This window comes from Paenibacillus sp. NPDC057967, from assembly GCF_042887015.1.
Classification (GTDB): Bacteria; Bacillota; Bacilli; order Paenibacillales; family Paenibacillaceae; genus Pristimantibacillus.
Window position 1 is genome coordinate 147,124 of the sequence record NZ_JBHVQB010000004.1, and the last position, 12,302, is coordinate 159,425.

12 protein-coding genes are annotated in these 12,302 nt (G+C 47.7%); 1 reads left to right on the top strand and 11 read right to left on the bottom strand.

Features of this window, described 5'->3' with window-relative positions:
• Positions 1-196 precede the first annotated feature (196 nt).
• From ACFVSO_RS11045 to ACFVSO_RS11055, 3 genes are all read right to left on the bottom strand, one after another.
• A complete protein-coding gene (locus ACFVSO_RS11045; RefSeq protein WP_387473187.1) occupies positions 197-1,261 on the bottom strand; it encodes a DUF4037 domain-containing protein in 1,065 nt (354 codons plus the stop codon).
• Positions 1,262-1,315: 54 nt separating this feature from the next.
• Entirely contained in the window at positions 1,316-1,945 is a 630-nt protein-coding gene (locus ACFVSO_RS11050) for a pyridoxamine 5'-phosphate oxidase family protein (protein WP_387473189.1), read from the bottom strand.
• A 716-nt stretch (positions 1,946-2,661) separates the two neighbouring features.
• Positions 2,662-2,934, bottom strand: a complete 273-nt coding sequence (locus ACFVSO_RS11055) for a hypothetical protein (RefSeq protein WP_387473191.1) — start codon at positions 2,932-2,934, stop codon at positions 2,662-2,664.
• A 542-nt stretch (positions 2,935-3,476) separates the two neighbouring features.
• Here ACFVSO_RS11055 and ACFVSO_RS11060 point away from each other — a divergent pair.
• Positions 3,477-3,902, top strand: a complete 426-nt coding sequence (locus ACFVSO_RS11060; protein WP_387473193.1) for a VOC family protein — start codon at positions 3,477-3,479, stop codon at positions 3,900-3,902.
• Positions 3,903-4,032: 130 nt separating this feature from the next.
• On the opposite strand, the gene ACFVSO_RS11065 is transcribed toward ACFVSO_RS11060, so the two are convergent.
• The 8 genes from ACFVSO_RS11065 to ectB form a co-directional block, all read right to left on the bottom strand.
• Positions 4,033-5,589 carry an ABC-F family ATP-binding cassette domain-containing protein gene (locus tag ACFVSO_RS11065; protein WP_387473195.1) on the bottom strand — a complete coding sequence of 519 codons (1,557 nt, stop codon included), beginning with the start codon at positions 5,587-5,589 and terminating at the stop codon, positions 4,033-4,035.
• 102 nt (positions 5,590-5,691) lie between these two features.
• A complete protein-coding gene (locus tag ACFVSO_RS11070) occupies positions 5,692-6,492 on the bottom strand; it encodes a helix-turn-helix transcriptional regulator (protein ID WP_387473197.1) in 801 nt (266 codons plus the stop codon).
• 185 nt (positions 6,493-6,677) lie between these two features.
• Positions 6,678-8,303: an MDR family MFS transporter gene (locus ACFVSO_RS11075; RefSeq protein WP_387473200.1), complete on the bottom strand. Its 1,626-nt coding sequence runs from the start codon at positions 8,301-8,303 to the stop codon at positions 6,678-6,680.
• A gap of 47 nt (positions 8,304-8,350) precedes the next feature.
• Positions 8,351-8,803: a MarR family winged helix-turn-helix transcriptional regulator gene (locus ACFVSO_RS11080; protein ID WP_387473202.1), complete on the bottom strand. Its 453-nt coding sequence runs from the start codon at positions 8,801-8,803 to the stop codon at positions 8,351-8,353.
• 235 nt (positions 8,804-9,038) lie between these two features.
• Complete coding sequence (locus ACFVSO_RS11085; protein WP_387473204.1) at positions 9,039-9,563, bottom strand: DUF2179 domain-containing protein; 525 nt, start codon at positions 9,561-9,563, stop codon at positions 9,039-9,041.
• Complete coding sequence (thpD, locus tag ACFVSO_RS11090; RefSeq protein WP_387473206.1) at positions 9,563-10,456, bottom strand: ectoine hydroxylase; 894 nt, start codon at positions 10,454-10,456, stop codon at positions 9,563-9,565. The genes ACFVSO_RS11085 and thpD overlap by 1 nt, the downstream gene beginning before the upstream one ends.
• 60 nt (positions 10,457-10,516) lie before the next feature.
• Positions 10,517-10,918, bottom strand: a complete 402-nt coding sequence (locus ACFVSO_RS11095) for an ectoine synthase (RefSeq protein ID WP_387473209.1) — start codon at positions 10,916-10,918, stop codon at positions 10,517-10,519.
• Between the two features lie 25 nt (positions 10,919-10,943).
• Positions 10,944-12,269, bottom strand: a complete 1,326-nt coding sequence (gene ectB, locus ACFVSO_RS11100) for a diaminobutyrate--2-oxoglutarate transaminase (RefSeq protein ID WP_387473211.1) — start codon at positions 12,267-12,269, stop codon at positions 10,944-10,946.
• Positions 12,270-12,302 lie beyond the last annotated feature (33 nt).

Here is a 12,302-nt window from a genome sequence, read left to right on the forward strand (position 1 = left end):
CCGTCCAACAAATGAAAATCCCATGATTAGCAAAATAGCTACAACAATCATTGTCAGTCCCCTTTTTGCAGCACCTATTCTCTAGACGAAATGGTTAAAGGAAAAGTTGTTATGATTTCCAAAATCACACAAAAAAACAGCGTCTCTAAATTAAGAGCACGCTGTTCCATCAGGGTAGTTTTGCAAATGAGTACAGTTACGATGTCTCTAGAATCTGGTTATACAGTTCGCGTAAAACATTGTTTGATGTTGGCTGCTGGCACCATTGACTCATACTGATAAAATCCGTGTTATCAGATATTTGATCGATCCCGCCTATTAGGCGTTTTTGGGATAGTTTTCGTATCATGGGATCTGTGATTTGACTAACGATTGTATTTGCAATAGCAGAGCCATGGATCACGTTATAAGGCCGTTCGTAAAAGGGAGTGACCTGTTCGGATACCATTTCGGAAATGCCTAGGCGATTATGCATGCGCGCTATTGTTTCATATGCTTTACATAAAGAGCGTTCTCGCTCCCACCATGTCATAGATGATTGAATGGCATGCAAAACATCAAGCAACTCATCTGCACAATCTAACGTTTTGAATGCAGTGCCGAACCATTTGGGATAGGGTGCGTATCGACGTTCCATTAAGAAACATAAGTTCATGATATCTCTTACCAATCTTGAACCAATGACAGACGATCCAAGCTCATCCCCTACATAACCAGCTCTTAGTACCAAATGCTCTTCTTGACCGATCCTATGCCAAACAGAAGCCATCATATATAACCATACATCGTGAGGATAGTACTTTAATTCCGTGCGAATAACGGTAAGTTGCCCTGTATCGTCGTGAAAGACCTCGCCGCCAACGATTTCAGCCAAAACCTGCGATGGAAACGTCAACCAGTCCAATCCTTCAATTTTCTTCTCCATATCTATGGCAAGCTTGGATTGAAGAAATTGAGCTAGTGTTGTGATTACGGTTTGATTCAAGTCAACAGGGTACCCGTAAAATTGTTGTGGGCAATGAGTATATAGAGCTTTTCGGATATCATTTGCCGAATCCATATCCTTTGCCTGAAGAAACAATACCACTCTTGGTCCCCAATCATGATCTGTTGACATTTCGGTATCTAGGCCCTGCACTTCGCTTCCTGGTCCGATGAGTGACGATGTGTATCGCAAATCTGGGAACTGGCTTGCAAGTAATGGTTCAACAAGTTCATAATGAAATCTTTTGCATAGTTCAATTCCTTGCATAAAAGCCATGTGATTTCCTCTTTTCAAACTTCGTGAAAAACATCTTCAATCAACGAAAATCCGTTAATACATTCTTTTCTCATAACTCTCTTTCAGTCCATCTCTAATCTTCTCCACTGTAAAAGGCTCCGAATTTACATGTGCAGATATCATATGCGGTATGGAAGGCAAGCGACCTTGATCTGACCAAGAGTCCTTATTCCATGCGCCTGAGCGCTTAAAAGATTTGGCGCAATGGATGTAGGCTTCATTGACCCGAACGCCTATACCGAGAAGCGGTTTCTTATCATTTACTTTCATCTGCTCCAATAACTCATCATCCTTAATCACATACGCTTCCCCATTCACTCTAAGCGTTTCTTCAAGTCCGGGAATGAGAAAAATCAGCCCTACTCTAGGATTGGAGAGAATATTTCGAAGCGAGTCAATCCGACGGTTGCCCGGTCGCTCAGGTATGACCATATGATCGTTGTCGAGTATGTATACAAAACCGGGCGCATCTCCGCGTGGAGATACATCACAATTGCCTTGTGCATCAGAAGTAGCCATGAACAAGAGTGGTGACATAGCAATGAAAGCCCGGCAGTGACTATCCAGTTCATGGATCGTTTTCTTCTGCACGACTTCACTTGGAAAACCAATCAGCTCTCGGATTTCGCCTTCCGTAGTAACAACCTGCTTGAATGGATTCATTCCTTCACAGCCTTTCTAATTCGTTATCCCGGTTACAAACGCAACGACGCCCAGAAGTACAAACGAAAATAAAAGATACTTTAATATTCTGAATTTTATTTCCAGGACGTTGCGAACACGTTCTACCTTTGTATAGTAAAAAACATTGCTCATAACTAGCGATACCGAAAATGCAGCAATGGCAAATCGCATAGGCTCTTCTTTTATTGACGATATAATGGAAAGATGGTTAACCCACATAGAACAAAAAAACCGATTAGAATATATTTCATTCTCACTTGAATGATAAACCGAGATCGGTTGCGAACCCCTTCAATAAAGCTCCAGATGGACACGATTATAACCAAACATAGAATGATTAGTGGAAAGAGAATCTTCATACCGTCCCTTCAAATCGATTCGATGACACTTACCTTACTTTAGTCTGCGGGATATCTCCATCGCTGCTTTTAGAGTTGGCAGTGCAGCTGGTTTAATACACATGTATCGTTCAAACAGTTCTTGAATGAAAACGGCCAGTTCGATCTCTGTCATTAATTCAATTCGCTGCTCACATATTACTCTAATCTCCGAATTATATTCGTCTAATGGCGCCCCACCGGCAAGCAGTCTAATGGGATCCCAATCGTTACTTGCTTATTATTGTTTAATTCTTTAAAGTAGCACCATCTACGATACAAAATGGATGATTCGCATCTACTCTTTCACCTCAACCATTAATCGCTCTTAACCTTCCGGTACATCTTCTCCGTCCAGTTCCATATCCATAAACCGAATATCATTCCGCCTAAAGAAAAAACCACTAACGATATAATCAATGTTTGGTAAAAATCTTGATTGAACACTATCTCTTTATGATTGATATAGTTCCAAATAGCAGTGAACAATAATCCGGCAGGTATACCCCAACCCACTACTCCATTCCATATTACATAGTTTTTCTTCCCTTTAGCTCGTGTAAGCTCCCATTTATCCCATTTGGATTTCATCAGGAACACCTTCCTTTATCGTTGATTTAAATAAGCAGTCAGATCATGCCAATTACTAGTGCTATACATCACTTTTTTTGATTTCGCCTTCATTAAAATATATGAATCCGATGTCTGATACGAGTGATTCATCTCAGACCATACGCCTACAGTAATGGAGCTGACCTTTAGACCTTCAAAATCATCATCATGAATTTCCTCATTTCCATTTATAAATAAGGTTACTTTACGGGCATCATGATACGTTGCGAACACATTCACACAAATGAAGAACACAACAAACGAAAGACAAGTCACAACAAATATCCGTTTTGTATTATTAATCACAATCACTCTTTCCATTAGGTCGCAACGCCTATTCTTTTCTAACCCTATTATACGGTTAGCTTTTTCATTTGGAAACAAAAACCACCAGCAAGGAAGGGGATTTCCAACAACGATAGCTTGGTCATTTAATGGTGTAACTTCGCAATTTAGAAGAAATGGGTTTGCAACGATCGGGGTATACTAGAGTTACGCTATTAGAAGAGGAGCTGTTCATCATGTCGATTAAACTTACTCCATATCTCGTTATGGAAGGCAACGCGAAGGAGGCAATCGCTTTTTACCAAGAGGTGTTTGGCGCTAAGGTTCTAATGCAACAGGCATTCGGCGAGATGCTAGCCAATCCGGAATATCCGCTACCGGAATCCGTGGTAGATAAGATTGCCCATGCTCAACTGAAGATTGGCGAGTCCGAACTAATGTTCTTTGATTCGTTCCCGGGATCACCTTATACCCGCGGCAACAATATTACGGTCTGCGTCACGCTGCCGAATGCAGAACAGGCAACGGAAGTATTCGATAAGCTTGCCCACGGAGGACAGATCGTACAGCCGCTTCAAGCTACGTTTTTTAGTCCAGCATTTGGTACTGTTACGGATGCATTCGGTATTACATTCACTGTGACTACGGAAGCCGCTCAATAATTCCGCTTTCCTGAGAACAAATAGTAGCCAGCCCCCTCTTCGAATCTTTCGAACCACCCACCTTACCTAACAAAAAAGAGGCCCTATTCGCAGTCAATCGCGTGATAAGGCCTCTCCTCTGATTCAGCTATTAAAATACTTTGGTCGTCCAGCTCTCGCAATTCCATGTCTCGGTCACGACATCACGATAGAATTCCGGTTCGTGAGAGATCAGCAGAATGCTTCCCTTATATGCTTTAAGCGCGCGCTTCAGCTCTTCCTTCGCATCCACATCCAAGTGGTTTGTCGGCTCGTCAAGCACAAGCAAGTTCGTATCGCGGTTGATCAGCTTGCACAGGCGTACCTTTGCCTTCTCGCCGCCGCTCAGCACTGTTATTTTACTTTCAATATGCTTCGTCGTCAGACCGCACTTCGCAAGTGCAGCACGAACTTCGAATTGAGTATAGGAAGGGAATTCATTCCAGATTTCTTCGATACAAGTGTTGTAATTGGCGTCCTTCGCCTCTTGCACAAAGTAGCCGATTTCGAGGTTGTCGCCTAGCTCCACTGAGCCGGATACCGCTGGAATTTCACCCAGTATGCTGCGCAGCAAGGTTGTTTTACCAATACCGTTCGCTCCGACCAAGGCGATCTTCTGCCCGCGCTCCATACGCAGATCCAGCGGACGAGACAGCGGTTCAGAGTATCCGATTACCAGATCCTTTGCCTCGAAGATGACACGGCCAGCCGTTCTGCCTTCTCTGAAGTTGAACTGCGGCTTCGGCTTCTCCTTTGCAAGCTCGATAACATCCATCTTATCAAGCTTCTTCTGTCTGGACATCGCCATATTGCGGGTAGCAACGCTGGCTTTGTTACGGGCGACAAAGTCCTTCAAATCCGCAATTTCTTGCTGCTGGCGTTTGAAAGCGGACTCCAATTGCTGCTTCTTCATATCGTATACTTGCTGGAAATGATCGTAGTCACCGACATAACGGTTCAACTCCTGATTCTCCATATGGTAGATCAGGTTGATTACGCTGTTCAGGAATGGAATGTCATGCGAGATCAGTATAAATGCATTTTCATATTCCTGCAGGTAACGCTTCAGCCATTCGATATGAACCTCATCCAAGTAGTTGGTAGGCTCGTCAAGAAGCAGAATATCCGGTTTCTCCAAGAGCAGCTTCGCCAGAAGCACCTTTGTGCGCTGGCCGCCGCTGAGATCATTGACATCCTTATCGAGACCGATATCCGTAAGACCAAGACCCCGAGCCGTCTCATCAATCTTGGCATCGATCATATAGAAATCCTGATTCGTCAGCGTATCCTGAATCGTACCGACATCCTCCAACAAGCGCTCCAGCTCTTCAGGCGATACTTCGCCCATCTTGCCGTACATGTCGTTCATCTCCTGCTCCATATCGAACAGGTATTGGAACGCGCCCTTCAGCACGTCGCGCATCGTCATGCCTTTGGACAGCACCGCATGCTGATCCAGATAGCCGACGCGCATCCGCTTTGACCATTCCACCTTACCGTCATCCGGCTGCAGCTTGCCTGTAATAATATTCATGAAGGTCGATTTGCCTTCACCGTTGGCGCCAATAAGACCAATGTGCTCGCCTTTCAGCAAGCGGAATGACACGTCGTTGAAGATGGCGCGATCTCCAAAGCCGTGGCTCAATCGTTCTACGTTCAATATGCTCATGAATTAACACCTTTTCTGTTAGACTTCATACTCGCTATATTATAAGCGTTACAGGGTGCTTAACTCAATAACGAAATTGCCGATTTCCGTCGAAAATGGCCTCTAAACCCGGTATTCCTCCCTATTCTGCACCCGTGCCAGAAAGTGATTCATCAAAACAGGCAAAGAAATGAGAATCGGCGGATCATCCAGCGCAGGCGGATGCAGCGTAACATGTAGGGGGGCTGGGTCGGTGCCAGGACTGACCACGACAGCTTCCCTAGACCGCGTGCGAAGCGTCGACTGAGGCAGCAGCATATCGATTGCCCCTGTTCCCCATGAGATGGTTGTTGCCAATAAATAATAGATGCCTGGTTCGACATTGGGAAACTCGAATTCGCCGAGCGAGCCGAGTAATGTACCATGTAGTGGGAAGCCTTCCGGTATGGGCTTCGGGAATAGTCCGATCAGCACCACGCCTGAGAAAGGATGCTCGGAGCTAATCATTCCTCTTACTGTAGTATGCCTCGGCTTGCAAAATAATGGCGTGTGCCAATCGCGCAATTGCTCCAGCGACTGCAGATGCTTGCTAGCGTCATTGGCTGTGTTGCGGAATTGTGCAGGAGTCATGCCTACCCGCTCCGTGAACCGCGTGGTGAAGGTGCCAAGACTTTGCTGGCCGATCTCCAGACTAATATCCCTGATGCTCAGGTTGGTCTGAAGCAGGAGGTCCTTTGCCCTCTGCAAGCGTATGGACGATACATAATACATGGGAGAGATACCCATACGTTCCTTGAATAGTCGGGTGAAATGATAAGGGCTGTAAGAGACATGACTTGCGAGACGCGCAAGCGGCAGCGGATCGTAGATATGCTGATGGATATAAGCAATGACTTCATCGATTTCGGTGGTCGTTGTGGTCAAGTCATACACCGTCCTACCATGGTCTAAAGCAAGACGTTCCTGCCGCCTTGATTCTTCCATAGTTTAACATCATTCAGCAATGCGATCAAGTGTTCTCTTTTTCAAATATTAACCTGTAAAAAAAGCCCTCATCCCCTCCCCGGCCTTTTACCGAAGAGAAAAATGAGGGCTTCTTTTAATATTGCTTATGCATTAGCCGGGCTTTTCAGATGCACGTCCGTTTCCTTTTCTTTCTCTTTCACTTCCGGCATCTCATTAGATGTGCGGAGCGGAATTTCTCTCAAGAAGAACGAAAGCACGAGCGCGACAGCTACAAGCGCTGTACCAGCCAGGAAGACCGTTGTCAGCGACGAGCTTAATGCATCACGCAGCGTCTCAATCAGCTGAGAGATAATCGGCTGAACATCGGCAGGCAATGTGGATTGAAGCTCATGCAGCTTCGGCTGATCCAAAAGCATCTCCGGATTGTGGAACATCTCCAATTGCTTGGCAAGCGCCGGATCGATGTTCTCAAACTTGAACCCTTCAGCCGAGGCCGATTCCTTCGTCATGTTGCGAACCAGGCTTGATTGCATGATCGTACCCATTACCGCAATACCGATCGTACCGCCCAAGTTACGGAACAGCTGGGACGAAGCAGTTGCTACGCCTAGCTCAGTAGGCTTGACCGCATTTTGCACCGTTAGCGAGAAGACTGGCATACCTACACCAAGACCAACACCGAATACGATCATCGCGACAACCGCGAGCCATACGCTGTTCATGAATGCCATGATGAGCATGCCTGCGATCATAATCGGCAGGCCGAGAATTGCATAACGCTTGTATTTGCCGGTTTTCGTAATTTGACGACCGATAATCGTACTCATGATAACCATGGCGATAGACATCGGCATGGTGACATAACCGGAGTAAGTCGGCGATATGCCTTCAACACCCTGTACGAAGAACGGCAGGTAGATGAGCGCGCCCATCATACCGGCGTTCATCAGAAAACCGATGACATTGGAGATCGTTACAATGTCGTTGCGGAACAGATGAAGCGGCAGAACCGGGCTCTTCGCTTTCCATTCCACGAAGATGAAGATCACCAGGCAGACAGCAGCCCCGATGAACAAACTAAGAATTTGCCATGAGCCCCAATCATACTTTGAGCCTGCCCACGAGAAGCCAAGCAGAACGCCGATAATCGTCAAGCTCAGGAAGAGCGAGCCCACATAGTCGATTTTCTCCGATTTGTTCGTCTCGACCTTAGGGAAGAGGAACAGAATCATGAAGAATGCGACAAAGCCGAGAGGCAGGAAGATCCAGAACAGCCACTTCCATGCGAAGTTATCAACAAGCCAGCCACCGAGAGTCGGGCCGATGACGCTGGAGAAGCCGAACACGGCCATCATAACTCCTGTCCACTTGCCCCGCTCACGCGGCGAGAACAAATCGCCGACTGCTGTGAAGACGGATGCCATAATAATACCGGCGCCGACGCCTTGAATACCGCGATAAATAATCAACTGAAAAATATCCTTTGAAAAACCGGTTAAAAATGCGCCAATCATAAAGATGACAATACCCGCCAATATGAACGGCTTCCGTCCGTAGATATCGGACAGCTTGCCGACCAGAACGGTAGCGAGCGTCGAAGTCAGCATATAGATCGTGATGACCCAGCTGTAATATTCCATACCGCTCAAAACCGCAATGATGCGCGGCATCGCCGTACTGACGATCGTTTGGTTAATCGCGGAAAAGAACATTGCCATAATAATGGCCATCATGATGGTAATTTTGCGCTTGTGGGACAAATGTTCCATTGGTTCCTGTTCCTTCTTTCTCTTTGTATGAGTTAAACATAATTTCGTTAGCGGTTATGCCGCCCATGACATTTGGAGTTCGCTTGTGCGATCAGCACCATCTTCTCCAGCACTTCTGTAGCCCTATGGACATCATCGGGGTCCAGCTTTTCAATGTAAGCTCCGACAATTTCTTCACGCATCGCTTGTGCTTTCTCCAAAATTTCAATGCCGGTTGGCGTAAGCTCGACCAGTATGACTCTGCGGTCATCCGTATCATGCGTTCGCACCACATAATCCGATTTTACCAATCGATCAATCATTACCGTTACCGCGCTTGGCTTCACATCCAGCTTCTCCGCAAGCTCCGTCAACCGGCATCTCTCACTCTGACGGATGTAATGAAGCATATACATCTGCGTCCCCGTTACTTGGGAATCGAGCCGATCTACGATTTCTGAAGCGAAGAGCCGGTTAAGCTGCGTAACCGAACGCTGAAAACGACTGACGAGCGTTGGCATAGAGACACCTCCTTCTATATTTGCTTAGCACTAAACACTTTAGATCTATAAACTTTAGATCTATATATTTAAACTATTTAAATAATAATCGCCTTCCTTCCCCCTGTCAAGCGCCCAATTCAAGGATGTGATTCGGAGTCGCTAAGTAAGCGAATTCATAAGCAGGCTGCGATTTGAACGAAATTCCATAAGAAAAGGATACCCTCCATATTGGAAGATATCCTTACTCAGACTCTTATTTCTCAAGCAGCTTTGCCCAGAATCCGCCGCGAAAGTGCCTCGGTTCATGCGAAATCACGAATGCTTTTGGCGCCACCGCCGATATGGAATCCAGCAGTTTTTTCTCTGCGCTGCGTTTCACGAGCACTTGCATAACAAGCCTTGGACCGCTTCGCCCTTCTCCCTGCCATACCGTTACCCCGTAGCCGTTCGCCCGGAGCTGATCCGGTAAGCTGGTGTTGACGGTATCAGCGATCACTTGCACGACAGAATAACCGAGCGCGAGCGCTTCTTCTATTCGGCTGCCGAGATAGACGCCCAGTCCGAAGCCGATGCAGTACGCCGCCATATAGATCGGCGTGGACAGGTTATTCAGTACGAGCTGCAAACCGACGAGATAGACGAACACTTCCACTGTCGAGAGGAGCGCAGCCGCCGTTCGTTTCCCTTTGATGACCAAGATGAGCCGCAAGGTGAACATCGAGACATACGTTATATTAATGCCCAGTATGAGGGCGACAATCCAGACCGGATTCGTCACTAGATTCTCGTCGCGATATATTCAGGTCTTGGTTTTTGTCCCGAATACGGCTGAACCAGCCGGTTGTCTACGCTGTTATAGACCATAAAGACATTGCTGCGGGGGAACGGAGAGATGTTGCTGCTTGAGCCATGCATCAGATTACAATCGAACAACAAGATGGAGCCCGCTTTGCCGACCGGCATATGAATCCCCTTCTCTTCCGCCATGGAATGGAGACTCTCATGATCGGGAACACCATACTCCTGCTTGCGCAGTGATTCCTTGAAGTGATTGTCTGGCGTCTTGCCAACGCATGAGATGAACGTCTTGTGAGATCCGGGTATCACCATAAGCGGACCATTGTACGCGTAATTGTCGCTGAGCGCGATCGAGCAGCTGAGCGCGCGCATGCCCGGCATTCCATCTTCCACATGCCATGTCTCAAAGTCCGAATGCCAATAAAATTCTTTTCCCGTAAATCCAGGCTTAAAATTAATTCGGGATTGATGGATGTATGTATCTGAGCCTAACAAATAGGAAGTGATTGCCTGCAGCTTCGGATGCTTCGATAACGCCTGGAAGAGGTCGTTATGCTGATGAACCGCAAATACCGATCTCACCTCGCTGCTTGCCGGCTCGCGAATGACATGAGCATCTTCCCCGTCGCGGTAAACCTGCTGCAGCCGGCTCAGCTCATTTTTCCAGAGCTCCAGCTCCTTGTCCGAAAAGAATTGCTCCAGAAATAAATAGCCGTTCCTTTCATAGAAGGAAGATTGCTCTTCCGTAAGAGGACTATCCGGTGTCCATTCGCTATAGACGACAGGGTCCTTGCGTTCCAGCCTGGAAGGGACATCCGCTACCCGCGAGGGGTAGCTGTTGGTTGCAATCGTACTCGTCCTGTTGCTGTTCATTTCCTTCATCTCCTTTATTTTCAATCCTGAATGAGGTTAAATAGATCATTCCTATCGTTCTTATCGCTGCACTTCGCTCTCTTCTTCCATTAGAGGATACACGCCGTCTTGATCATGAACCTCAGCACCGGTAAGCGGCGGGTTGAACACACAGACCATGCGGAGCTGGCTTCGCGCGCGCAGAAGATGCTTCTCATGGCCGTCCAGCGCATACAGCATGCCGGGCGAGATCGGATACGTCTCCCCGCCGACGACTTGTATTTCACCCTCGCCTTCCACGCAATACACAGCTTCCACATGATTCCGGTACCAGATTAGGGTCTCGGTCCCGGCCTTGATAACCGTATCGTGCATGGAGAAGCCCATCCCGTCCTTCCTCAGCAACAAGCGTCTGGAATTCCATGTAGGCGTATCAATATCGTGAGAAGTGCCTTTGATATCCTCCAGATGTTTCACGATCATATTGGATCACTCTTCCTTTCATTCTTTAGCTTTTCCCTTGCAATGCTGCTTTCGGCTTCATGCTGGCATACAGATTGGACAAGGCCTCCTCAATCTGCTGGAGCCCCTTCTGCAACACCCCGGCTTCAATGGTAAGCGGCGGCATCAGCTTCGCAACCTCATCGCGCGGGCCCGATGTCTCCATAATGACGCCTCGCTCGAAGCTAAGCTTGCATAATCGGGAAGCGTCCTCCGGCTGATGGAAGACAAGACCTTGTATCATTCCTTTGCCTCTGACTTCGGCAATTTTATCGCTATATCTTGAAGCCATCCGTCCCAGGAACTCGGCGATGACATCGCTTCGATTACGGATTTGGTTCGCTAGACGGTCGTCCTCCCAATAACGAAGCGCTTCGGAGGCGGCAATGAAAGCCAAATTATTGCCCCGGAACGTGCCGTTATGCTCACCCGGCTGCCAGATATCATGTTCGGGCTTGATCAATGTGAGAGCCATTGGCAATCCGTAGCCGCCAATTGACTTGGACAAGCATACAATATCCGGTTTTATACCTGCAGACTCGAAGCTGAAGAAGGTTCCTGTTCGCCCGCAGCCCATCTGCACGTCATCGATGATAAGCAAAATGCCATGCGCACGGCATATTCGCTCAAGGCTCCGCAGCCACTTGCCGCTTGCAGCAGTCAAGCCGCCTTCGCCTTGCAGCGTCTCCACAATGACAGCCGCAGGCAAGTCAAGTCCGCTGCCGGGATCTTGGAGCAGCTTCTCCAGCAGAGCTGTCGTATCGACGAGCGGCCCCAGATATCCGTCATAAGGCAGGAAGGTCGTACCCTGCAACGGCAGTCCGGCTCCTTTGCGCTTGAAGGCGTTGCCAGTCGCGGCCAAGGAGCCGAGCGACATGCCATGAAACGCATTTGTGAAGCAGACGATGTTGGTTCTCCCCGTCACTTTGCGGGCGAGCTTGAAGGCGCTCTCTACCGAATTTGTGCCGGTAGGACCTGGGAACATCACCTTATAGGATAGTCCCCGCCGCTTCAGAATCGTCTCCTGGAATCGGAGCAGGAAGGCTTCCTTCGCATCCGTCGCCATATCCAGACTGTGCGTGATGCCGTCCTCCAGCAAATAATCGATCAGCTTCGTGCGGATATGCGGATTGTTATGTCCATAATTCAACGCGCCTGCACCTGCAAAAAAATCGATGTACTCTCTCTCGTCGCGATCCTGCAGCAGCGCATTGCTGCCTTTTACGAAAACCGTCTCGAAGCTCCTGCAATAGCTTCTTACTTCAGATTCCAGACTTTCGAATACATTCAGCGGTCGCCTGCTCGGCGCCGCCTTGCTGCTCCATTCAGTCATTGTCATCCTCCTTTATGGTGAACATTAGAGATG

Excerpts from the sequence above, each read along its gene's own strand:
- ACFVSO_RS11075 (WP_387473200.1), bottom strand. The coding sequence starts at position 8,303 with ATGGAACATTTGTCCCACAAGCGCAAAATTACCATCATGATGGCCATT.
- ACFVSO_RS11060 (WP_387473193.1), top strand. The coding sequence starts at position 3,477 with ATGTCGATTAAACTTACTCCATATCTCGTTATGGAAGGCAACGCGAAG.
- ectB (WP_387473211.1), bottom strand. The coding sequence starts at position 12,269 with ATGACTGAATGGAGCAGCAAGGCGGCGCCGAGCAGGCGACCGCTGAAT.
- ACFVSO_RS11080 (WP_387473202.1), bottom strand. The coding sequence starts at position 8,803 with ATGCCAACGCTCGTCAGTCGTTTTCAGCGTTCGGTTACGCAGCTTAAC.
- ACFVSO_RS11045 (WP_387473187.1), bottom strand. The coding sequence starts at position 1,261 with ATGGCTTTTATGCAAGGAATTGAACTATGCAAAAGATTTCATTATGAA.
- ACFVSO_RS11055 (WP_387473191.1), bottom strand. The coding sequence starts at position 2,934 with ATGAAATCCAAATGGGATAAATGGGAGCTTACACGAGCTAAAGGGAAG.
- ACFVSO_RS11065 (WP_387473195.1), bottom strand. The coding sequence starts at position 5,589 with ATGAGCATATTGAACGTAGAACGATTGAGCCACGGCTTTGGAGATCGC.
- ACFVSO_RS11095 (WP_387473209.1), bottom strand. The coding sequence starts at position 10,918 with ATGATCGTGAAACATCTGGAGGATATCAAAGGCACTTCTCACGATATT.
- thpD (WP_387473206.1), bottom strand. The coding sequence starts at position 10,456 with ATGAACAGCAACAGGACGAGTACGATTGCAACCAACAGCTACCCCTCG.
- ACFVSO_RS11050 (WP_387473189.1), bottom strand. The coding sequence starts at position 1,945 with ATGAATCCATTCAAGCAGGTTGTTACTACGGAAGGCGAAATCCGAGAG.